This window comes from Luedemannella helvata (genome assembly GCF_039528415.1).
In the GTDB taxonomy this organism is placed as follows: Bacteria; Actinomycetota; Actinomycetes; order Mycobacteriales; family Micromonosporaceae; genus Luedemannella; species Luedemannella helvata.
Genome location: NZ_BAAALS010000006.1, coordinates 159690 through 183000, shown reverse-complemented (window position 1 = coordinate 183000; position 23311 = coordinate 159690). Strand labels below are relative to the sequence as shown.

General features: G+C 71.9%; 16 protein-coding genes. 6 read left to right on the top strand and 10 right to left on the bottom strand.

Features of this window, described 5'->3' with window-relative positions; all coding sequences use genetic code 11:
* Positions 1–495: 495 nt before the first annotated feature.
* Genes ABD191_RS08510 through ABD191_RS08495 form a run of 4 tightly spaced genes read right to left on the bottom strand, consistent with a single transcriptional unit; the run spans position 496 to position 3122 of the window.
* Positions 496–978, bottom strand: a complete 483-nt coding sequence (locus ABD191_RS08510; protein WP_344078692.1) for a PIN domain-containing protein — start codon at positions 976–978, stop codon at positions 496–498.
* Complete coding sequence (locus ABD191_RS08505; protein WP_344078690.1) at positions 975–1184, bottom strand: DUF2191 domain-containing protein; 210 nt, start codon at positions 1182–1184, stop codon at positions 975–977. Before ABD191_RS08505 ends, ABD191_RS08510 begins: the two co-directional genes overlap by 4 nt.
* A gap of 53 nt (positions 1185–1237) precedes the next feature.
* A complete protein-coding gene (locus ABD191_RS08500) occupies positions 1238–2632 on the bottom strand; it encodes an alpha/beta hydrolase (RefSeq protein WP_344078688.1) in 1395 nt (464 codons plus the stop codon).
* A gap of 49 nt (positions 2633–2681) precedes the next feature.
* A complete protein-coding gene (locus ABD191_RS08495; protein WP_344078686.1) occupies positions 2682–3122 on the bottom strand; it encodes a hypothetical protein in 441 nt (146 codons plus the stop codon).
* 143 nt (positions 3123–3265) lie between these two features.
* On the opposite strand from ABD191_RS08495, the gene ABD191_RS08490 reads away from it, so the two are divergent.
* Positions 3266–3649: a holo-ACP synthase gene (locus tag ABD191_RS08490; protein ID WP_344078684.1), complete on the top strand. Its 384-nt coding sequence runs from the start codon at positions 3266–3268 to the stop codon at positions 3647–3649.
* A 10-nt stretch (positions 3650–3659) separates the two neighbouring features.
* Positions 3660–5123, top strand: a complete 1464-nt coding sequence (locus tag ABD191_RS08485; RefSeq protein ID WP_344078682.1) for an NAD(P)H-hydrate dehydratase — start codon at positions 3660–3662, stop codon at positions 5121–5123.
* On the opposite strand, the gene cutA is transcribed toward ABD191_RS08485, so the two are convergent.
* From cutA to ABD191_RS08470, 3 genes are all read right to left on the bottom strand, one after another.
* Positions 5104–5433 carry a divalent-cation tolerance protein CutA gene (gene cutA, locus ABD191_RS08480; protein ID WP_344078680.1) on the bottom strand — a complete coding sequence of 110 codons (330 nt, stop codon included), beginning with the start codon at positions 5431–5433 and terminating at the stop codon, positions 5104–5106. The genes ABD191_RS08485 and cutA overlap by 20 nt on opposite strands.
* 92 nt (positions 5434–5525) lie before the next feature.
* Complete coding sequence (locus tag ABD191_RS08475; protein WP_344078678.1) at positions 5526–6899, bottom strand: GH1 family beta-glucosidase; 1374 nt, start codon at positions 6897–6899, stop codon at positions 5526–5528.
* A 133-nt stretch (positions 6900–7032) separates the two neighbouring features.
* Complete coding sequence (locus ABD191_RS08470; protein ID WP_344078676.1) at positions 7033–9531, bottom strand: glycoside hydrolase family 9 protein; 2499 nt, start codon at positions 9529–9531, stop codon at positions 7033–7035.
* 864 nt (positions 9532–10395) lie between these two features.
* Here ABD191_RS08470 and ABD191_RS08465 point away from each other — a divergent pair.
* Positions 10396–13455, top strand: a complete 3060-nt coding sequence (locus ABD191_RS08465; protein ID WP_425560684.1) for a glycoside hydrolase family 48 protein — start codon at positions 10396–10398, stop codon at positions 13453–13455.
* A 205-nt stretch (positions 13456–13660) separates the two neighbouring features.
* On the top strand, positions 13661–15262 hold the full coding sequence (locus ABD191_RS08460; protein WP_344078672.1) for a GNAT family N-acetyltransferase: 1602 nt from the start codon (positions 13661–13663) through the stop codon (positions 15260–15262).
* Here ABD191_RS08460 and ABD191_RS08455 read toward each other — a convergent pair.
* Both ABD191_RS08455 and ABD191_RS08450 read right to left on the bottom strand, forming a co-directional pair.
* A complete protein-coding gene (locus ABD191_RS08455) occupies positions 15232–16800 on the bottom strand; it encodes a dolichyl-phosphate-mannose--protein mannosyltransferase (protein ID WP_344078671.1) in 1569 nt (522 codons plus the stop codon). The genes ABD191_RS08460 and ABD191_RS08455 overlap by 31 nt on opposite strands.
* A gap of 45 nt (positions 16801–16845) precedes the next feature.
* Positions 16846–18462 carry a dolichyl-phosphate-mannose--protein mannosyltransferase gene (locus ABD191_RS08450; RefSeq protein ID WP_344078669.1) on the bottom strand — a complete coding sequence of 539 codons (1617 nt, stop codon included), beginning with the start codon at positions 18460–18462 and terminating at the stop codon, positions 16846–16848.
* A 58-nt stretch (positions 18463–18520) separates the two neighbouring features.
* Here ABD191_RS08450 and rsmI point away from each other — a divergent pair, with 58 nt between their 5' ends.
* Positions 18521–19393 (top strand): 16S rRNA (cytidine(1402)-2'-O)-methyltransferase, encoded by an 873-nt coding sequence (gene rsmI, locus ABD191_RS08445; protein WP_425560687.1) that lies wholly within the window; start codon positions 18521–18523, stop codon positions 19391–19393.
* On the opposite strand, the gene ABD191_RS08440 is transcribed toward rsmI, so the two are convergent.
* Positions 19362–21023 (bottom strand): hypothetical protein, encoded by a 1662-nt coding sequence (locus ABD191_RS08440; RefSeq protein ID WP_344078665.1) that lies wholly within the window; start codon positions 21021–21023, stop codon positions 19362–19364. The genes rsmI and ABD191_RS08440 overlap by 32 nt on opposite strands.
* A 102-nt stretch (positions 21024–21125) precedes the next feature.
* Here ABD191_RS08440 and metG point away from each other — a divergent pair, with 102 nt between their 5' ends.
* Positions 21126–22913, top strand: a complete 1788-nt coding sequence (gene metG / locus ABD191_RS08435) for a methionine--tRNA ligase (RefSeq protein WP_344078663.1) — start codon at positions 21126–21128, stop codon at positions 22911–22913.
* Positions 22914–23311: the final 398 nt, after the last annotated feature.

Sequence of the window (23311 nt, the reverse complement as noted above, 5' to 3'; positions counted from 1 at the left end):
GCGTGACTTTGGCGGGGTTGTGCGGTGCTGGCCTCGCCATAAGCGTGACTTTGGCGGGGTTGTGCGGTGCTGGCCTCGCCATAAGCGTGACTTTGGCGGGGCTGTGTGGTGCTGGCCTCGCCATAAGCGTGACTTTGGCGGGGTTGTGCGGTGCTGGCCTCGCCATAAGCGTGACTTTGGCGGGGCTGTGCGGCGCTCGCCTCGCCATAAGCGTGACTTTGGCGGCTGGTCGCGGCATCCACCTCGCCATAAGCGTGACTTTGGCGGCTGTTCGCGGCATCCACCTCGCCATAAGCGTGACTTTGGCGGCTGGTCGCGTCCTTCGCCTCGCCATAAGCATGACTTTGGCGGTCGGTCGGGGGGTTCGCCTCGCCATAAGCGTGGCTTTGGCGGTCGGTCGCGGCGCTCGCGTCGCCATAAGCGGGACTTTGGTGGCCGAGTTCGGCCCAGGCCGGCCGCAGCCTCCGCCTCGAACGGTGCGCGGCGAGCGGCCGGTCAGCGTTCCAGTGAGCCCGGCGGGGCGATCCACGCCTGCGACTGGCCCGTGACGGCCGCGATGCGTTCGAACTCCTCGTCATAGTGCAGCAGAACGGCGTCGTGGTGCTCGGCCACGGCGGCGGTGAGCAGGTCGACGAGGCCGGCGGCGCGGTGCTTGCCGCGCTTGGCAAGGCGTACCTGGACCTCGCGTGCCCGGTCCGCGATCGCCTCGGTGATCGGTAGCACCTGGTAGAGCTCGCGCCGTCGCTCGGCGATGCCGCGTACGTCCTCGTGGCAGCGGCCCGAGAAGCCGACCTCCAGGTCGACTGTCACGCAGGTGGCGGCGACGCGGTCGGCGATGAGGGCGACGATGATCTCGCGGATGCCGGGGTGGCAGATGCGTGCCTGTGCCGAGGTGTCGATGAGGTAGAGGCGGTGCTGTGCGGGAATGGCCGGCAGGTGCGGCCCGGCGTCGTCGGCCGGGGTGGTGCCTTGCGTCATCGGCGCGCCCGGGCCATCACGATCGGGTCGGTGATGTCGGAGCCCACGCCGAGCGCCAGGGAGTCCTGGTGGGCCCGCGCCATGAGGCGTTGCCGATCCGCGACGACGCGCAGGGCCGCGGCGATCGTGTCGCGCCGGCCCGACGTGCCGAGCAGGGCCGCGGCCAGCGCGAGGTCATCCTCGTCAATATTGACAAGCGCCTTCATGCGAGCGACCGTACTACTGCCCACCTACGGTTGCATACCCATCACCGTCGGTCCTAGTCGACGTTGGCCAGGTGTTGGCCCCCGACCGCGATACGCGCGATGTTCTCCAGACCCGCGCCGGCGAAATATCCAGAGTGGCCGCCGCGCGGGTCGCTGGTGAACACGTTCGCGCCGAACGTCCGGTCGCTGGGGTTGTGCCCGTGCCACATGTCGACATTCGGCACCGGGTCGGCGTACCAGCGGCTGAACGGCGCCGTCACGTTGTGGGCGGCGTCGCGGACGAACTGGCCGAACCCCGGCGCCGCGTACGCGAACGGGTCGCTGCGGGCCGTGCTCGACCAGACGTGCCCGGCTGGAAGCTCCAGCCGGTCGGCCGACGGGACACCGACCCCGGCGCTGCCGACGAACACGACATCGTCGGCGTTGAGGCCGGCGTCGCGGGCGGTCGCCCCGACGACCAGCGAGCCGTAGGAGTGCCCCAGGACGGTCTGGTGCGCGGGCGGGCCCTCGTGGGTGGCGCGCAGCCCGTCGAGGAAGCGGTCCAGGTCGGGCACGGCGGCGTGCGCGGCCGAGGCGGACATGGCGCTGGCCCACTCGGGCGCGTCGTAGCCGAGCCACAGGACGGTCGCCACGTCGGCGGTGCCGTCGAGCCGCTCGGCCGCGTCGCGCATCCGGTCGGTGCGGTCGAGGAGCCCGCCCAGCGAGGCGAGCGCCGTGTTGGCGCCCGGCACGTACGTGAGCACGTCCGTGGCGCGGTCGGGGTCGCCCATCGCGACGATCGCGCGGCCGTCGCCGGAGACGTCCAGACCCAGCAGGTACGCGCGCACGCGCCCGCCGTCGGCCAGCCGGGCGGCGATGGCCCCCAACCCGCGCAGCAGCGCCTCGTCACCGCGGCGCGCGGCCGCGTCGAGGGCCGCCGCCAGGCGCACCCGGTTGGCGGCGTCGCGATCGGCCGCCGGCACGCCATCGAGGCCGCCCACGTCCCCCGGCCGGTTGGCGACGAGCCAAACCCGCTGGTCGGCCGTCAGGCCGGCCCACCAGGCCCGGACGGTGGTCGGCGGCGTACCCCGCGCCGGTACGGCCGGGTCGACCGGCGCCCCGAAGGCGGCTGGGTCCCGCAGCGCCCGCGACAGGGCGGCCAGGCGCCCGGTGGCGGCGGCGTCCGCGCGCGTGGCCACCTCGACCGCCAGCGGCCCGTAACCGCGTTCCAGCAGCGCCCGCGCCGTGCGGACCTGCTCGCCCAGCTCGGTGAGGACCTGTCCGCAGGCCAGCACGGCGTCCGCCGCTCCCCGCAGGCGCGACTCGGCCCGGTCGAGCGCACCCGCGGCCGCGTCCCGGGCACCGCCCCGCCAGCCGTTCCCCAGCGCCACCCCGCCCGCCCGGACACCGTCGGCCCGGGCCGACAGCTCCCGCGCGAGCCGGCGGAACCCGGCCCCCGTCGCGGTCATCCGACCGGGTTCCGCCGCACACAGACCCGCCTCGGTCACCATGGCGCGATCACTCCCCCCACGTGAGCGCGCGGGTCAGCGACTCGACCGCCCGGCGGTCCGCCGACTCGTACGCGCCCGCCGCATCGCGCAGCGCGTCGGCCAGCGCACCCACCGAGCGGCGCAGCTCGCCGCTGCGGTCGGCTGCGGCGGCCGAGGCGGCGTCCGCCGCCGCCCCGGCCTGCCAGCCGTCCGCCGCCCGCAGCAGCGCCGTCACCGACGGCACCAGCTCGTCCACGGTCGTGTCGCCGGGCCGCCCGACCGCCCCCACCACCGCGGCCACGCCGGCCCCGATGGCCCCGCCCGGCCCGCCGGACGGCCCCCCGCCGCCCGCCGCCAGCGTCGCGCCGGCCAGCCGCGCGGCGTCGGTGGCGCCTGCCGCGTCCGCGACGATGGCGGCCGCGTCGCGCAGCAGGTCGGCGTCGACATGGAGGAGCACCGGGACGGTCATGGCACGAACCTAGGGGCCGCCCCGCGCGACGGTCAGCCGCTGTGGACGGCGCCCGGTGCGGCGTACCCGCCTGTTTCCACAGGCCTTGCGCCGCACGGCGGGTGCCGCTACCGACGGACCGGCCCAGCCCCTAGGCTGCTGGGGTGATCGTCGCTGTCGGCATCGACGTCGTCCTCGTGGAACGTTTCGTCCGGGCGTTGGAGCGCACCCCGCTGCTCACCGACCGGCTCTTCACCGTCGCCGAGCAGACCACCGCGTCGGGCAACCCCCGGCCGGCCGAGTCGCTCGCCGCGCGGTTCGCGGCGAAGGAGGCCGTGGCCAAGGCCCTCGGCGCGCCGACGGGCCTGCACTGGCACGACTGCGAGATCGTCACCGACCCCGACGGCCGGCCCTGGCTCACCACGTCCGGCACAGTGGCGTCCGCCGCCGCGGAGCGCGGCGTCGACCGGTGGCACCTGTCCCTGTCGCACGACGGCGGCATCGCGTCGGCCATGGTGGTCGCCGAGCGCGACACGCCAACCAGCTGAGGAGGCACAGATGAGGGCGGCGTGGCGGGCGGCGGACATCCGGGCCGCTGAGGAAGCGCTCATCCCCACCCTGCCGGCGGGCACGCTGATGCAGCGGGCCGCCGCCGGCCTGGCCCGGCGCTGCGCGTCCGTGCTCGCCGGGCGCGGGGGCGTCTACGGCGCGCGGGTGCTCCTGCTCGTCGGGGCGGGCAACAACGGCGGCGACGCGCTCTACGCGGGCGCCCGCCTCGCCGCGCGTGGGGCCGCCGTGTCCGCGCTGCTCATCACGCCCGACCGGGCCCACGCCGAGGGGCTCGCGGCCCTTCGGGCGGCCGGCGGCGCCACGATCGCCGGGCTGCCCGCCGTCGCCGACCTGGTCGTGGACGGCATCCTCGGCAGTGGGGCGCGGGGTCCGCTGCGGGGCGCGGCCGTCGACGTGGTGGAAAACCTTGATGGCGTACGGGCGACCGATGGTGGCCGCCCCACCGTCGTGGCCGTGGACGTACCCAGCGGCGTCAACGTGAACACCGGCCAGGTCGAGGGCCCGGCCGTGCGCGCCGACGTGACGGTCACGTTCGGCTGCCTCAAGCCGGCCCTCGTGGTGGGCGCCGCGGTCGCGCACGCCGGCCATGTCGACGTGGTCGACATCGGCCTGCCCTGGCTCGCGGTGCGGCCGGCCGCCTGGGTGCCCGAGCTGAGCGACATCCAGCGGTGGTGGCCGAGCCTCGCGCCGACCTCCGACAAGTACAACCGGGGGGTCGTCGGCCTGGCGACCGGCTCGGCGGCCTTCCCGGGCGCCGCGCTGATGTCCGTGGCCGGCGCGCTGGCCGGACCGACCGGCATGGTCCGCTACGCGGGCCAGGTCACCGACGACGTCGTACGCGCGCACCCGTCGGTCATCCCCACCCGCCGGGTCGCCGAGGCCGGCCGGGTGCAGGCCTGGGTGTGCGGCTGCGGCCTCGGTACGGACCGGCACGCGGCCGAGGAGCTGCGCGCCGTGCTGGGCGCGCCCGTGCCCGCCGTCATCGATGCCGACGCGCTGACACTGCTCGGCCACGGCGACCTCAACTCCTGGCTGCGCCGCCGGGAGGCGCCGACGGTCGTCACCCCGCACGACCGCGAGTTCGCCCGCCTCGCCGGCGACCAACCCGGACCCGACCGGCTCGCCGCCGCCACGGAACTCGCCGCACAGCTCGGCGTCACCGTGCTTCTCAAGGGCGACCGGACCCTCGTCGCGACCCCCGAGGGCACCGTGTGGGCCAACCCGACCGGCACCCCGGCGCTCGCCACCGCGGGGACCGGCGACGTGCTGGCCGGGCTGCTCGGTTCGCTGCTGGCGGCCGGCCTGCCCGCCGACCGGGCGGCCGTCGCGGCGGCGTTCGTCCACGGCCTCGCCGGGCGTACGGCCGCCGACCGTCTCGGCGGCGAACACGCCCCGGTCACGGCCCCGGACGTGGCCGCCGCCCTGCCGGCGGTCATCGCGTCGTTCGGATAGTCTCCGCGGCGATCCAGGCCAGGTAGGCGGGGGAGCCGGCGACGATCGGCGTGGCCACGATCTCGGCGACCTCGTACGGATGCTCGTCACGCAGGAAGCGCTCGAGTTCCGGGTACCGCGTGGTGGTTGTCTTGAGGGTGACCACCCACTCGGTCGCGTCGTCGACGGCGCCCTGCCACCAGTACGTCGAGCGCACCGGGCCGGTGACCTGGGCGCACGCCGCGAGGCGGACGGTGACCGCCGCCCTGGCCAGCGCCTGCGCGCCGTCGGCGGAGTCGATGCTGGTCGTCACCACGCAGTACTCAGTCACCCCACGACCCTAGCCCCGTAAACGGCCGGCGCCGGCGACCCGCGCGAGCGGTCGCCGGCGCCGGCCGGATGAGCGGAGGGGTCAGGAAAGGCTCACACCCCGTTGCGGGCGATGACGTCCTTGTACCACAGGGCGCTGCGCTTGGGCGTACGCCGCAGGGTGTCGTAGTCGACGTGGATGAGCCCCCAGCGCTGGCCGTAGCCCTGCTCCCACTCGAAATTGTCCATGAGGGACCACACGTGGTAACTCTCCAGGCGCACGCCGTCGGCGACGGCCCGGTGCGCGGCGGCGAAGTGGTCGCGCAGGAACTGCACCCGCTCAAGGTCGTCGACAGTGCCGTCGCCGTTGGGCTCGTGCAGGGTGGGCAGCCCGTTCTCCGTGATGGTGATCGGCAGCCCGCCGTACTCGCGGTGCACCCGGGTCAGGATGTCGTACATGCCGTCCGGGTAGATCTGCTGCCAGTCGGCCTGCGACGTCGGCAGCTTGGTGACGCACTCCCCGTCGCAGTCGACGAACAGCGGGCAGTAGTACTGCACGGCGAGCAGGTCCACCGGCGACGAGATGATGGCCAGGTCGCCGGACCGGATGCCCTGCACCATGCGGCTGTCCTCGCCGAGGTCGGCCAGAACGTCCTCCGGGTAGTGCCCGTGCACGATCGAGTCCAGGTACAGGCGGTTCTCGTACCCGTCGTACAGGCGCGTGGCGGCGATCGTCTTCTCGTCGTCGTCCAGCGGGTAGCACGGGTGCAGGTTCAGCGCGGGCCCGATGCGACCGGGCACGCCGCTCGCCCGGAAGGCCTGCACGCCGAGGCCGTGTGCCAGCTGCAGGTGGTGGGCGACGAGGTACGCGGCGCCCTCGTCCCGGTAGCCGGGCGCGTGGTGGCCGCGCAGGTACCCGTTCTGCACGACCGTCTTCGGCTCGTTGATCGTGAGCCAGGTGGGCACCGCGTCGCCGAGCTCGCGGAAGAGCACCTCGGCGTAGTCGGCGAAGAGGTACGCGACGTCGCGCGACTCCCAGCCGCCCTTGTCCTGCAGCGCCTGCGGCAGGTCCCAGTGGAACAGCGTGGCCATCGGCGTGATGCCGTGGCCGTGCAGCTCGTCCACGAGGCGCTTGTAGAAGTCCAGACCGCGCTGGTTCGCCGGGCCGGAGCCGTCCGGCATGATGCGCGGCCAGGCGATCGAGAACCGGTACGTCTGCAGGCCCAGCTGCTTCATCAGGGCGACGTCGTCCGGTACCCGGTTGTAGTGGTCGGCGGCGATATCGCCGTTGTGGTCACCCAGGATCTTCCCAGGTGTGCGGCAGAACGTATCCCAGACCGAGTCACCGCGGCCGTCGAGCCGCGCCGCGCCCTCGATCTGGAACGCGGACGTTGCCGCTCCCCAGGCGAAGCCGTCCGGAAAGGCCAGCCCGAGGGGGGTGTCCACGTCCAGTGCCGATCGGTGTGCGGGCGGATCGCTCGCGTCCATGCTGGTGCCTCCTACCTGATCTTTGGGAGCGCTCCCACGTTACGGTTATTGTGCCGGGAGCGCGTCCTTTTGTGGCGGGGTGGTGTGGCGGGGGCACGGGGTGGACGCCGTGCCCCCGCCGGGGACGGGCTGTTCAGCCCAGGGAACAGGCCGAGCCGTTGAGCGTGAACGACGTCGGTTTCGCGTTACTTCCGCTGTAACTTCCGTTGAAACCGATGCTCGTCGAGGCGCCGGGCGCCAGTGAGCCGTTCCACGACAGGTTCGTCGCGGTGACCGCTGTGCCGCTCTGCGACCAGGTCGCCGACCACCCCTGGGTCACCTGCTGGTTGCCGCTGAAGGAGAATTTCAGCGTCCAGTTGCTGATGGCCGCGGTGCCGGTGTTGGCGACGGTGACGGCGGCGGTGAAGCCGGAGCCCCAGTCGTTCGTCGAGTACGTCACCTTGCAGGTGGCGCTCGGGCCGCTCGTCGGCGCGCCCGTCGTGGGACGCGTCGTGGTGGGCGCCGCGGTCGTCGGACCGGCGGTGGTCGGGACCGCGGTGGTCGGGACCGCCGTGGTCGGCTGGGACGTCGTCGGCACCACCGAGGTGGGCGGCGCCGTCGTGGGCCGGGTCGTCGTCGGCACGACCGTGGTCGGTGCCGCCGACGTGGGCGTGGTGCCGGGGGCGTTGCCGTAGACGGCCGTCGTCCCGTCGAACACCTGGATGTTGCCGGCCAGGGCGGGCGAGGACTGCGTGGTGCTCACGCCGGCCCACGACCAGTCCCTGGTGTGGTCGTGCGGGCCCGGGAAGATGACCCGGAACTGGGTCTCCTTCGTGAAGTCCGGCTGCCCCGTGGGCGCGATCGTCACCCCGGTGCAGTTGATCGTCACGTAGTAGATGTTGCCCGAGTACTGGCTGATCGTCGGTGCCGTCGGACACTGGCTGTAGGCCGACGTCACGCTCACCTGACTGGCCGAGTAGCCGGGGTCGAGCGTGAAGTAGTACCGGTACGAGCCGTTCTTCAGCGGCCGGGCCGGCCACGCGGACTTGTTCTGCAGCAGGGCCTTGATCTCGAAGAAGCTCGTGCCCGTGCCGGTACCCACCTGGTTGAGCGAGGCGAGCACGTACATCTCCGGGCCGTCCGGCGTCTCCGTCGGGATGGCCGACGGGGTGCCGCCGTACTCCTTGGTGAGCCGGGCCAGGGCCCCGGTCATGCCGGCGTTGTAGTCGATCGCGACCTCGGACTTCTGGAAGTCGCTGCGCTTCTCCGTGCCGTACTGGTCGTTCGCGGACGTCGGCCCGCCGACGACGGCGCCGTAGAGGATGTGCCGGTTGTTGACCGGGTCCTGGTCGGGGTTGTTGCCCCACGGGCCGTGCGCGCCGCGGTGGTGCGGCATCTGGATGTACTTGCTGCCGTAGCCGATGAGGTACGACAGGGACAGCGGGTTGTCGCCGAGGACGTAGTTGACCTGGCGTACCGCGAAGTCGTGCATCCGCGTGGCGCGCGTGGCGTCGAAGACGCCCGAGTCGGCGTAGGCCAGCGCGAGCATCGCGGAGTTCGCGGCGTACCGGTTCGAGCCCCAGGCGCCGTGGAACACCTGGCCGCCGGGGGAGTACGTGGCCTTGGCGCCGTTGTACCCGTTGGGCCCGGTGAGCCAGTCGGCCCAGCGGTTGGCCGCGTCGATGTAGGTCTGCTCCCGGGTGAGCTTCGCCAGCAGGAAGATGCTCGCCTGGGTCTTGTCGTCCCAGTCGTACGTGCCGGCGTAGGCGATCGGGTCGCTCGACGACTGCCCCGTCTTGGGCAGGCTGGTGTAGAGGGACTTCGCCTTGGTCAGGTAGCTCGAGTCGCCGGTGGCCTGGTAGAGCCAGAGCGCGCCCCAGGTCAGCTCGTCGTAGTAGCCGCTCCACGAGTCGTAGAACGCCGACATCACCGGCACGCAGTTCGTGTACTTGCCGCGCACGGTGTCGGCGAAGGTGTAGAGCTGCTTCGCGTGCGTGAGCAGGGTCGCGGCATATGTCGGGTCGGACGCCTTGAAGGCCAGCGACGCGGACGCGAACGCGGCGGCGCTGGACGCGGCGACCTCGGACCCGCCGCAGGAGCTGTCGATGAAGTACGTCTTGCGGGGGTACGTCTGCAGCTCGGCCGCGGCCCACAGCTTGTGGTCCTCGTTGGGGTCGCCCACCTCGACGACGAGCTTGTTCGCGGAGGGGTGCGCCTTGATCATCCAGTCCATGCCCCAGCGCAGGTTGGACAGCAGGTGGTTGCTCTGTCCGGCGGCGCTGTAGCCGGCCGAGTTGTCCACGTAGGACCAGGCCAGGGTGGTGAGCGTGTGGGCGAGCGGGAACGTCGCCTTGATGGTGTCGCCCGCGTCGGCGAAGCCGCCGACGAGGTCGAGGCCGGCGTCGGCGCCATCGGTGAGGAAGCTGTCACCGCGCCACGAGACGCGGTTGGTGGCGGGGAGCTTGCCCAGGCGCTGGGCGTCGTAGAACCAGACGGCCTTGCTCAGGGCGTCCGCGTAGTTGGCGGAGATGGCCGCGTCGGCGGTGGCGAGACGCCCGATCACCGGCGTCACCACCGCGGTCGCGACGACCGCGGCTGCGGTCAGGACGACTCGCGCCTTCCGGTGTTTCCGGAAGGAACTGAGGGACTTCATGGCGAACTCCTGATGCGCGCTTATCCACACGGGCGCGCGCACGCAGGCGGCACTGCCCGAGAACAGGGGGATGTGAATCGATTCGCTGCCGGGCGGATGTGATGGTCCTGACCGGCCGAGGGATGCCGCCACCATGGGGCGGGGCGGTACCGTGGGGACGGGGAGGGCATCCCCGTCCCCACGGGGTGTTCTGTGCGCGCATCACCGTTTGGTTGAAGCCCCTTGGTGATACGCGTTGCGCGGGAGCCGGGGCCTTGTGGTGGTTCGGCTACCACCTCCTCTCCACGCCACGTCGGGTGGAACGACTGGTGACAGTGTCCGGGCTGACCTGTCGCCGGTCGTTGGTCTGCCTCTATATGTGGTGCGTAGCTGTTCGACACGACCATCGATGGAAGCGCTCCCATCGAGGTTGGTAGTGGACTTTAGTGGCCTCCCGGCAATCGCGGAAGACCCGCGTCAAGATCGGGCTACCTGCCGGCAACGTGCATGCAACGTGTAGTGCGGATATGCGAAACGGCCGTGAAACTATCGCTGAAAGCGACCGGCACGAATGCGTGGCCTTGTTCTGGGAGCGTTCCCATGCCAGAATCACTGCACTCGCGCAAAGAGCCTTGTGACACACCGTGACGTCGAGGGCACCTGGTCACCATCACACCGGGTCGACGTTCCGCCACCACGTAACGGTGGCCGTCCCGCTTTTTAGCCCGCGGTCCGGGCCGGGCTGATCCCCATGGGCGTACGTCGGAAGGTCCACTGTGACCTCCACGGCGCCTCGCTGAGTCGTACCCACGGCTCTGCCATGGCTCAAGGAGATCAGTCGTAATGAGTCCGTTGTCGAGGTTTACCCGGACGCGGCGGAGGACGGTGGTCGCCGCAACGGCGACCGTCGCACTCGCCGCCACGGGCCTCACCGTCCTGGCGGCATCGCCGGCCTCCGCGGCCACCGCCTGTCAGGTGACCTATACCAAGCGAGCCGAGTGGCCCACGGGCTTCACGGGCAGCTTCAACATCCAGAACGTCGGCGACGCCTGGTCCAGCTGGGCCCTGACGTTCGACTTCCCCGGCAACCAGGTCGTCTCGCAGGGCTGGAACGGCACGTTCTCGCAGTCCGCGAAGACCGTGACCGTCCGCAACGCGTCGTGGAACGGCTCCGTCGCCAACGGCGCGACCGTGATGGACGTCGGCTTCAACGGTTCCTACACCGGCACCAACGGCGACCCGAGCAACTTCGCGGTCAACGGCGTGCCGTGCAACGGCACCACGCCGACCAGCAGCGTGCCGACGAGCTCGGTGCCGACGAGCCGGCCGCCGACAAGCTCGGTGCCGACGAGCCGGCCGCCGACAAGCTCGGTGCCCACCAGCCGTCCGCCGACCAGCTCGGTGCCGACGAGCCGTCCGCCGACCAGCGCCGTGAACCAGGCGCCCACGGTGAGCATCACCGCGCCGAGCGCGAACCAGCGCTTCACCGCGCCGGCGAACATCACCATCAACGCGAACGCGTCGGACGCGGACGGGTCGATCAGCAAGGTCGAGTTCTACCACGACGGCCTGCTGCTCGGCACCGACACCTCGGCGCCGTACTCGTACACCTGGAGTGGCGTGCCCGCCCAGACCGAGGCGTACCACATCCAGGCGAAGGCGTACGACAACGTCAACCAGGTGAGCCCGCTCGTGCCGGACGTCCCGGTCTTCGTGGACACCGCCACGACGCCGACCCTGACGGTCACGCCCACCTCGCTCACCGTTCCTGAGGCCAGCAGCAAGACCTTCACGGTCGCGCTGTCGTCCGCCCCGTCGGCCAGCACGACGGTGTCGGTCACGAAGGTCTCCGGCGGCGACGCGGACCTGACCGCGAGCCCCACCTCGCTGACGTTCACCACGTCGAACTGGGCCACCCCGCAGACGGTCACCGTCTCCGCGGCCGACGACGCCGACGCCACCAACGGCACCGCGAGCTTCACGGTCGCCGCCAACGGCTTCACCTCGGTGATCGTGTCGGCTACCGAGCAGGACGACGACGGCACCACGAACGACCCGTACCTGCAGCGGTTCCTCGACCACTACAACAAGATCAAGTCCCCGTCGAACGGGTACTTCTCGCCCGAGGGCGTGCCGTACCACTCGATCGAGACGCTGGTCGTCGAGGCGCCCGACCACGGTCACGAGACCACGTCGGAGGCGTTCAGCTACTACCTGTGGCTGGAGGCCTACTACGGCAAGGCGACCAAGGACTGGACCCGCTTCAACCAGGCCTGGGCCGTGATGGAGAACTACATCATCCCGGCGCACAGCAAGCAGACCACGAACAACTACAACCCGAGCGACCCGGCTGACTACGCCGGCGAGGCCAACCAGCCGAGCCTCTACCCGCAGCAGGGTGGTCTGCTCGACACGTCGGTCAAGGTCGGCACCGACCCGCTCTACAACGAGCTGGTCAGCACCTACGGCAACTCCGACATCTACCAGATGCACTGGATCCTGGACGTGGACAACGTCTACGGCTACACCGGCTGCGGCAGCAAGGTGTCGTACATCAACACCTTCCAGCGTGGCCCGCAGGAGTCGGCGTGGGAGACCGTCGCGCACCCGTCGTGCGACGACTTCACCTACGGCCAGCCCAACGCCGGTTACCTGCCGATCTTCATCTCCGGCACGCCGGCGAAGCAGTGGCGCTACAGCACGGCCCCCGACGCCGACGCGCGTGCTGTCCAGGCGGCCTACTGGGCCAAGACCTGGGCCGCCGAGCAGGGCAACAGCTCGGCCGTGTCCAGCACGATCGCCAAGGCCGCCAAGATGGGCGACTACCTGCGCTACGCGATGTACGACAAGTACTTCAAGAAGCCGGGCTGCACGTCCAAGTCCTGCGCCGCCGGTACCGGTAAGGACTCGGCGAACTACCTGCTCAACTGGTACGTCGCGTGGGGCGGTGGCGCCTCGAACGACTGGTCGTGGCGCATCGGTTCCAGCCACAACCACATGGGTTACCAGAACCCGATGGCCGCGTATGTGCTGTCCACCGATGCCGCCCTCAAGCCGAGGTCGTCGACGGCGGCCGGGGACTGGGCGACCAGCCTGACGCGTCAGATCGAGTTCTACACCTGGCTGCAGTCGGCCGAAGGTGGCATGGCGGGTGGCGCGACCAACAGCTGGGGCGGGGACTACTCCGCGCCGCCGTCGGGTACGCCGACCTTCTACGGCCTCGCCTACGAGGAGAACCCCGTCTACGCCGACCCGGGCTCCAACACCTGGATGGGATTCCAGGCGTGGTCCATGCAGCGCGTGGCGGAGTACTACTACGTCACGGGTGACGCGAAGGCCAAGGCACTCCTCGACAAGTGGGCGCCCTGGGTGGTCGCGAACACCTCGGCGTCGGGCTCGACCTTCTCGGTCCCGTCGACGCTGGACTGGACCGGTCAGCCGGGCGGCAACTGGACGTCGGGCACGACCTCGGTGAACAACTCGGGTCTGCACGTCACCATCGTCAACTCGGGCTCCGACGTCGGTGTGGCGGCCTCGCTCGCGCGAGCGCTCATCTTCTACGGTGCCAAGGCCAACAACACCGCCGCGAAGGAGAAGGCCAAGGCGCTCCTCGACGCGCTGTGGGCCAACTCGGACGACAAGGGCGTCGCCGTGCCGGAGACCCGCGAGGACTACAAGCGGTTCGACGACATCTGGACCTCGAGCAACCAGACCGGCCTTTACATCCCGTCGGGCTACAACGGCAAGATGCCCAACGGCGACGTGATCGCCCCCGGGAAGTCCTTCCTGGACATCCGCTCCTTCTACAAGAACGACCCGGAGTGGCCGAAGGTCCAGGCCTACCTTGACGGTGGGGCCGCGCCGACCTTCACGTTCCACCGCTTCTGGGCGCAGGCCGACGTCGCCATGGCGATGGCGGACTACGCCGCCCTGATCGGTTCCTGACCGATCGGCACCTGAAACACCCGGTCCCCGTCCGGCCAACCGGCCGGGCGGGGACCCACCCCTAGACCCCCGCGGGGTGGGTGGAGGCCAGCCCGCCCACCCCGCGGGTTTTTCGTGCCGCGACGCGACACCGCCGTGCAACAGACTGGTAACGCCGGTAAGGCAGTCTGATCTGCGGAAACGATGAGGTCAGCGGAGGTGCGCGGTGACGGACACATCGACAGCGGTTAGCGGGGACCGGCTCGCCCACCTTCCGGAGCGGTTCGCGCCGGGCGAGCAGCCCGACCGCGTCCGGGCGCTGGTGCTCACGGCCGAGGGCCCCCGCCGCTCCGACCTGATCGCCTGGGCCGGTGCCCACCGGCAGCGCCTGGCGGGCCTGCGCCTGCTCGCGCCGCCCGGCGTGGGCGCGTTGCTGCAGGAGAAGCTCGGCCTGGTGACCGAGCCGCTGCGGGCCGGTACGGTCGGGCCGACCGCCACGGCCGGGCTGGCCGCCGCCGGGGTCATCGACGGGGTGGTGGCCTTCAGCGACCCGCTGGAGCTGCGCCCCGGCGACACCACGACGCGTGCCCTCATGCGGCTGGCCGTGTTCTGGGACATCCCGATCGCCGGCAACCGGGCCACGGCCGACCTGCTGCTCAGCTCGCTGACCCCGCTCGGCGCCCCGGCCGCGCCCGCCGCGCCGCAGGCGCCGGTCGACGCCGTGACTGTCGTGGCCGGCGACGGGCCGCACACCCGGGGCACCATCCGGCTCTGGCACGTGCGGGCCACGGTCGATGACGTGCCCGGCCGCCTGGCCATCCTGGCGGCGAGCCTGGCCCGCCGCTCGGTCAACATCCTCTCCGTCCAGGTGCACCTCACGGCCGACGGGCCGGTCGACGAGCTGCTCGTGGCCGCGTCGCCCGTCCTGTCGGCGAGCGACCTCGCCGCGGCCGTGACCGACGGGGGAGCCCGGCTGCCCCGGGTCGAGCCGGCCGACGCGCACGCCCTGGTCGACCCGCCCACCCGCAGCCTCGGACTGGCGGCGCGGCTGCTGCGCAACCCGGACGACCTGCCCACCGCGCTGGCCGAGCTGCTCGGTGGCGCCCAGATCTCCTGGCGGCCGGAGGAGCCCGGCGGTGTCGGCGACACCGCGACCCAGCTGTGGCTCGACGACCCCACGGGCGGCGGCTTCCTCGCCAGCCGGCCCACGGCGCCGTTCACCCCCGCGGAGTCGGCGCGCGCCCACGCGCTCGTGGACGTGGCCGTGGCGGCCCTGTCCTCGGCCCCGCAGGTGGCCGCGGAGACGTGGCGGATGATGCTGGCCGACGGCGCCGAGGTGACCGTCCGCCGCGCCACGCCGGACGACCTGGACGCGGTCGTGGCTCTGCACGCCCGCTGCTCGCTGACCACCCGCCTGCGCCGCTACCTGGCCGGCACGAACTGCCCGTCACACACGGTCCTGGCCCAGCTGCTGCACCCGAGCGCCGGACACTCGCTCGTGGCCGAGGACACGGAGGGCCGCGTCGTCGCCATGGCCAACCTGATGTGGACCGACGGCACGGCGGAACTCGCCATGCTCGTCGAGGACGGCTGGCAGAACCGGCGCCTGGGCACCGCCATGGCCCGCCGGCTCGCGGCCGTCGCCGCCGAGACCGGGCTGACCGAGGTGCACGCCATGGTGCACCCGGGCAACGCCTCGATGATCCGGATCATGTCCGCGATCGGCCGGCGGCTGCACCGCGAGTACGACGGGGGGACGCTGACCCTGATCGCCCACCTGGACCACCGGGGCGAGCGTCACACCCAGCGGTTGCCCAGCCACATGTGATGCCACCACTCGTTATACGTGATCGACTGTGCGGTCCAGATCGAGTAGAAGTACCAGAAGCACAGCCCCACGGCGACGATGTAGATCGCGGCGAAGACCGTGCCGTACAGGCGACGGTCGGTCTGCGCCGCGGTCAACTGGCGCGATGACGCGGTGATGCCCGGCGCGTTGATGAGCGCGCCGAGCACGTACACGACGGCCAGGATGAGGAACGGCTCGGCCGGCGCGGCGTAGAAGTAGAACATCGAGCGGTTGCCGTTGGCCATGAAGTAGAACCACGGCAGGATGCCGGCCGCGGCGCCGAGACCGATGGCCAGGGCGCGCCAGTCGCGGCGGCTGATGCCCAGCCACGCCAGGGCGATCAGGGCGGGGATGAACGACCACCACAGCACCGGGGTGCCGATCAGGTTGATCACGGCGCTGCACGGATCCTGCCCGCAGCCGGGTTCGTTGCCGTAGTAGATGGCGACCGGCCGGCCCAGCAGCAGCCACTGCCACGGTGCCGACTTGAACGGGTGGTCGAACACCATGCCGTTCTGCGACGTGTCGAGCATGTCGACGTGGTACTGCCAGAGGTTCTGCAGCGCCCCGATGACCGGTAGTTCCGTCTTGCCCAGTTCGTTAGCGAAGTAGTGCCGCTTCCAGCCCGTGTCGGTGAGGAACCAGCCGGACCAGGTGGCGAGGTACGTGACGACGACGACGGCGCCGAAGGCGAACAGCCAGCCGACCTCGTCGAGGATCGCCTCCTTCCACGGCCGGCGCACCCCCGCGTGGCGGCGGGTGCCGACCTCCCACAGCAGGATGAGCAGGAGGAACACCGGCAGGAAGAAGATCCCGCTCCACTTCACGCCGCAGGCGCAGCCCAGCATGACCGCCGCCGCGAGCCGCCACCACGGGATGCCCGCCCAGCCGCCCGGCGGGCGCCCGGCGCGTCCCTCGGCGGTCACGTCGAGCCCGTTCTCCAGCGCCGCCAACCAGCGTTCCCGCCGCCTGTCCCGGTCGACGACCAGGCAGGAGAACGCGGCGAGCACGAAGAACAGCACGAAGATGTCGAGGAGCGCGATCCGGGACAGCACGAGCTGGAAGCCGTCGAACGCCATGAGCAGGCCGGCCGCCGCGCCGAGCACGACCGACCGGAACAGCCGGATCGCGGTACGGGTGATGATCAGCACCGCGAGCGTGCCGACGACCACGGAGGCCAGCCGCCAGCCCAGCGAGTTGTTGCCCAGCAGCTTGATGCCCAGGGCGATCAGCCACTTGCCCAGCGGCGGGTGCACCACGTAGGCGCCGTAATCGCCGTTCGGCTCCCACTCCACGCCGTGGTCGAGGAGCTCCTGCCCCTCGGTGGCGTAGTACAGCTCGTCGAACAGGATGCTCGACGGCGTGCCGTAGTGGTAGAAGCGTGTCAGCGCGGCGATGACCGTGACCCACGCGGTGACCGCCCAGCCCACCCACCCCTCCGGCAGGTTGGGGACGAGGCGCCGACGCTGGACGTCGGGGACCTTGGTGGCGACGGGCGTCAATGCGGGTGCGGTCACGCCGGAATGGTAGGGCCAGCACGGCCCTTCCGTCTTCCCCTGGGCCTACACCCAGCGGTTGCCCAGCCACATGCGCTGCCACCAACTGTCGTGCGGGATCGACTGCGCGGTCCAGATCGGATAGAAGTACCAGAAGCACAGCGCCACGGCGATGAGGAACGCCGCCGCGAAGATCGTCCCGTAGAGGCGCCGGTCGGACTGGGCGAACGTGAGCGTACGCCCTGAAAATCCCACGCCGGGCGCGTTGATGATCGCGCCCAGCACGAACACCACGGCCAGGATGAGGAACGGCTCGGCCGGGGCGGCGTAGAAGTAGAACATCGTCCGGTAGTCGGCGTAGTGGAACCAGAACCAGGGCACGATGCCGGAGGCCGCGCCCAGGCCGATGGCCAGCGCCCGCCAGTCGCGGCGGGCGATGCCCAGCCAGGCCATGGCGACCAGGGCGGGGATGAACGACCACCACAGCACGGGCGTACCCAGCAGGGTGATCACCGAGGAGCAGTCGTCGGCCCCGCAGGACGGGTCGTTGCCGTAGTAGATCGCGACCGGCCGGCCCAGCAGCAGCCACTGCCACGGCCATGACTGGTACGGGTGCTTGGAGACGAGCCCTTCGTGGAAGCCCAGGGCGTCGCGGTGGTAGTAGAAGAGGTTCTGCAGGGCGCCGATGACGGGCAGTTCGGTCCGGCCCAGCTCGGCGGAGAGGTAGTGCCGCTTCCAGCCGGTGTCCGTGAGGAACCAGCCGGTCCAGGTGGCGAGGTACGCGCCAGCGACGATGACGCAGAAGGCGGCGATCCAGCCGAACTCGTCCAGCAGCGTGTCGCGCCACGGACGGCGTACCCCCGCGTGGCGGCGCAGGCTGACCTCCCACAGCACGATGAGCAGCAGGAACATGGGCAGGTAGAACGCGACGCTCCACTTCACGCCGCAGCCGAGGCCGAGCAGGAGGGCGGCCGCGAGCCGCCACCACGGCACGCCGCCCCAGCTGAAGCCCGGCCGTCCGGCCCGCCCCGGCCGGGTCGGATCCAGGCCGTTCTCCATGGCCCGCAGCCAGCGTTGCCGCCGTTTGTCCCGGTCGACGACCAGGCAGGAGAACGCGGCGAGGACGAAGAAGAGCACGAAGATGTCCAGGATGGCGATCCGGGAGAGCACGAGCTCGAAACCGTCGAACGCCATGAGCAGGCCGGCCGCCGCGCCGAGCACGACCGAGCGGAACATGCGGATCGCCGTACGGGTCAGGATCGCCACCGCGGCGATGCCCAGCACCACGGTCGGCAGGCGCCAGCCCAGCGAGTCGTTGCCCAGCAGCTTGATGCCGAGCGCGATCAGCCACTTGCCGAGCGGCGGGTGCACCACGAAGGCGCCCGTGTTCGACGACGGTTCCCACTCGACGCCGTGGTCGAGCAGCTCCTGGCCCTCGGTGGCGTAGTAGGTCTCGTCGAACATGATCTCCGACGGGGTACCGTAGTGGAACACCCGGACAAAAGCTGCGATTGTCGTGATCCAGAACGTCGCCACCCAGGTCACCCAGAGGCTCGGCATGGGCGGCGCCAGCCGGCGGCGCACGATCTCGGGCACCGCCCGCCGGGTCCGGCCGCCGGCCGGGCTGTCCTCGGTCCGGGTGTCCTCGTTCGCCGCGTCCGGCGTCGATAGGGCCTGGGTCACCCCGCGATCGTAGGCTGCCCACGAGTGTTCCGCCGCATCCGCGGCGGCACGTGACGACCTGGAGAACGCGATGACAACCGGACGGCTGGTGCTCGTCGGCGCGCCATTGGGCAACGTGGGCGACGCCTCGGCCCGCCTGCGGGCCGCGCTCGCGGGGGCGGACATCGTCGCCGCGGAGGACACCCGCCGGCTGCACCGCCTGGCGCGCGACCTCGAGGTGGAGATCGGCGGCCGCGTCGTGTCGTACTTCGAAGGCAACGAGGAGCGCCGCACCCCCGAGTTGATCGAGGCCGCCGAGGCGGGCGCTGAGGTGGCCGTCGTCACCGACGGCGGCATGCCGAGTATTTCCGACCCCGGGTTCCGGCTGGTCCGGGCCGCGCTGGCCGCCGGCGTCCCCGTGACCGCGGCGCCCGGGCCGAGCGCGGTCACGACAGCCCTGGCCCTGTCCGGGCTGCCGTGCGACCGGTTCGCCTTCGAGGGGTTCCTGCCCCGCAAGGCGGGCGAACGACGGGCGCGGGTGGCCGCGCTCGCGACGGAGGAGCGCACCCTGGTCTTCTTCGAGGCGCCCCACCGGCTAGCGGAGGTTCTGGACGTACTGGTGGAGAATTTCACCGCCGAACGCCCGGCCGCCGTCTGCCGGGAACTCACCAAGACGTACGAGGAGGTGCGCCGGGGCACCCTCGGTGAGCTGGCGCGCTGGGCCACCGACGGGCCCGTCCGGGGCGAGATCACCCTGGTGGTCGCGGGCGCCGACCCGGCCGCGCGGGCCCGCCCGGACGACGCCGGCCTGGTCGCCGAGGTCGTCGACGAGGAGGGCGAGGGCCTGTCGCGCCGGGACGCGATCGCCGCCGTGGCCCGCCGGTACGGCCTGCCCAAGCGCGAGGTCTACGACCTCGTCGTCAGAACGTCGCCACCACGATCCCCGCGCTGAGCAGCACCGGCGCCCCCAGGCTCAGCGCCACCGCCGCCCACCGCCGCCGGCCGGTGAACCGGACCGCGCCGCTGACCCACATGATCAGCAGGGCGCACAGCCCGACCAGCGCGAACCCGAGCCCCCAGCGCAGGCGCAGGCCCGCGTCGTCGGCCGTGTACGCCTGCCGCCCGTGCGCGGACACCATCCGCGCCGGCACGGTCGCACCGGTCGCGCACTGCGCGTCCGCCAGCCCGGTGATCGAAACCCGGGGGACCTCGAACGCGGCGCCGTCGGCGACGAACCGCCCGTGGCACCGGCGCGCCAGCCCTTCGCCCTCGTCGCGCTCCACGGCCACGGTGCCCGTCTGCGCGTGGCCCATGGCCAGCCAGAACGGCTCCGCCGCCACCCACGCGAAGAACGCCGTGGCCAACGCCAGCAGCACCAGCGTGGGCAACGTCAGCCAGGGCCGGCGCAACGGCCGCGACCTGCGGGGCGGCTCAGGTCCGCGGCGCGGCCCGGCCCCGCGCCCCCTCGGCCGGGGAGGCGAGTACGTGCCGGGAAGCGCGATTCCGGAGTGCCCGCCGAACAGCTCCGTCGCCGGGTCGATGGTCCGCACCGGCATGCCGTGCCGGGTCGGTGCTCCCGGGTCGTAGATGGCGACCGGTGCGTAGTCCGCGGTGTCCTCCGCCACGCCCGGCTCGTCGTCGGCCTCCGCGCGGGTGGCCTGCGGTCGGGGCGCGCCGGCCAGGACGGCCTGCGGCGGGTTGGCGTCGGCCAGGACGGCCTGCGGCGGGCTCGTGTCGGCCCAGGGCCCTTCCGGCCGGCCCTCGCCGGCCCGCGCGGCCGGTGGCTGGACCGCCGCGGCCTGGGCTACCGCCGGCCGGCTGTCGCCGGTGCTCCCGTCCGCCAGCGGCGCGGCCCCGCTGCCGGCGTCGGCCTGGTGCCGGCCCAGCGTGTCCGGGTCGGCGTCCGCCGGGAGGTCAGCCTCGTCCCAGGCCTCGCCGCGCGGGGGCCGGTCGGGTTCGCTGGCGGCCTCCTGAGCGGGCACGAGGGCGGGGGAGACGGGCGCCGGCTCGGATCGATCGTCGGGCGGCTCGGCGGCGCGCGCCCGGGCGCGACGTGAGGGCCTCGTGCTCAGCGGGTCCCTGGGCGCGACGAGCGCCCGGCGGGACACGGGAGCGACATCCGGCGGTTCCGGGGGTACGGGCGGCTCCGGCGGCCCCGGGACCGGAGGCTCGGACGGAGCGGGTACCGGCTCGGGTGGCTCCTCGGGCCGCACGTCGGCCGCCGCCGGCTCGGGCGCAGCGGACCCCGCGGCGCTCGACGCGTTCGTGCTTGACTCGCTCGTGCTCGACGCGCCCGTGTCCGACGCGGCTGCCGTGTCAAGCTCTTCGTTCCCCGCCCGGACGGCGGGCTCCCCGGCCGATCCGGCGTCGTCCCGTGCGGCGTGGTCCGGCGGTGCTGCGTCGCCCGGCGGTGCTGCGTCGCCCGGCGGTGCTGCGTCGCTGGTCGGCCGGGCGTCCTCGGCCGGGCCGGGGTCCCCGGGTGGGCCGGCGGCGCGTTCGCTGCGCCACCACGTGGCGTCCGGGCTGGGGGCCGGCCAGGGCGCGCCGCGGCCGGTCTCGTCCTCCGGTGGCTGGTGCGTCACGGATCTCATTGGACACCGGCGGGACCTCGGCCGGTGTGCGCCGCGCCGCGCATGGCAAACCTCGTCGCGATCATCAGAACGCGGTCACTAGGCTGGCTAACCATGAGTCACGTCCTCGCCGCGGTCGCCTGGCCCTACGCCAACGGCCCGCGCCACATCGGTCATGTGTCGGGCTTCGGGGTGCCCTCCGACGTCTTCAGCCGCTACCAGCGCATGGCCGGCAACGACGTGCTCATGATCTCCGGCACGGACGAGCACGGCACGCCGATCCTCGTCGAGGCGGAGAAGGAGGGCGTCGGGCCGCGCGAGCTGGCCGACCGGTACAACCGGGTGATCGTGGAGGACCTGACCGCGCTCGGGCTCTCGTACGACCTGTTCACCCGGACCACGACGCGCAACCACTACGCGGTGGCCCAGGAGCTGTTCCGCACGGTGTACGGCAACGGCTACATGATCGAGCAGACGACCCACGGCGCGATCTCCCCGTCGACCGGCCGCACGCTGCCCGACCGCTACATCGAGGGCACGTGCCCGATCTGCGGGTACGCCAGCGCGCGCGGCGACCAGTGCGACAACTGCGGCAACCAGCTCGACCCGCAGGACCTGATCAACCCGAAGTCGCGCATCAACGGCGAGACCCCGGAGTTCATCGAGACGGAGCACTTCTTCCTCGACCTGCCGGCGCTGTCGGAGGCGCTCGGGGAGTGGCTGCGGACGCGTACGGACTGGCGGCCGAACGTACTGAAGTTCTCGCTGAATCTTCTGGACGATGTCCGACCGCGGGCCATGACCCGCGACATCGACTGGGGGATCCCGGTGCCGCTGCCGGGCTGGGAGGACAACCCCAACAAGCGCCTGTACGTGTGGTTCGACGCGGTGATCGGCTACCTGTCCTCGTCGATCGAGTGGGCGCGCCGCAGTGGCGATCCCGAGGCGTGGAAGCGCTGGTGGGCGGCTGACTCCGGGGCGTCGTCCTACTACTTCATGGGCAAGGACAACATCACCTTCCACTCGCAGATCTGGCCGGCCGAGCTGCTGGCCTACAACGGCGAGGGCGCCAAGGGCGGGGAGCCCGGGCCGCTGGGCAAGCTGGCGCTGCCCACGGAGGTGGTGTCGAGCGAGTACCTGACGATGGAGGGCCGCAAGTTCTCATCGTCGCGGCGGGTCGTGATCTACGTGCGCGACTTCCTGTCCCGCTACGACGCCGACGCGCTGCGGTACTTCATCGCGGTCGCCGGCCCGGAGACCACCGACACGGACTTCACCTGGTCGGAGTTCGTGCGCCGCAACAACGACGAGCTGGTCGCGGGCTGGGGCAACCTGGTCAACCGTTCCATCGCGATGGCCGCCAAGAACTTCGGTGCGGTGCCCACGCCGGCCGAGTTGACCGCCGAGGATTCGGCGTTGCTGGAGTCGGTGCGCGGCGCCTTCGACACGGTCGGCTCGCTGATCGCCTCGCACCGGCAGAAGGCCGCCATCACGGAGGCGATGCGGGTCGTCGGCGAGGCGAACAAGTACCTGTCCGACCAGGCGCCCTGGAAGATCAAGGAGCCGGAGCGCCGCGACCGGCTCGCCACGATCCTCTACGTCGCGTTGCAGGCGGTCAGCGACCTGAACACGCTGCTCACCCCGTTCCTGCCGCACGCCGCCCAGAAGATCCACGAGCTGCTCGGCGGCACGGGCGTGCACGCGCCGATGCCGGAGATCCGCGAGGTCGACGACCTGGACGGCGGCCCGGCGTACCCGATCATCACGGGCGACTACACCGTCGGCGCCCGCTGGGAATCCACCGAGCTGCCCGCCGGTCGCCCGCTGGAGGCCCCGAAGCCGGTCTTCAAGAAGCTGGACCCCAAGATCATCGAGGAGGAGCTGGAGCGCCTCGCGAGCTGACGTACGCCCGCTCGCCCTGTCGTGGTGCCGCCGAAGATTGAATTTTGGCGGCCCACGACGCGGAATACCGGGCACTGTGGCGGTGTCCGCCGGCTGGTTGCTTCGCCAAAAGCGTGACTTTGGCGGGGTGGCGGCTGGCCCCCGTCGCCATAAGCGTGACTTTGGCGGGGTGGGCCGCTGGTTACCCCGCCATAGGCGTGACTTTGGCGGGGTGGCGGCTGGCCCCCCTCGCCATAAGCGTGACTTTGGCGGGGTGCGCCGCAGGTTGCCTCGCCATAGGCGTGACTTTGGCGGGGTGGCGGCTGGCCCCCCTCGCCATAAGCGTGACTTTGGCGGGGTGCGCCGCAGGTTGCCTCGCCATAGGCGTGACTTTGGCGGGGTGGGCCGCTGGTTGCCTC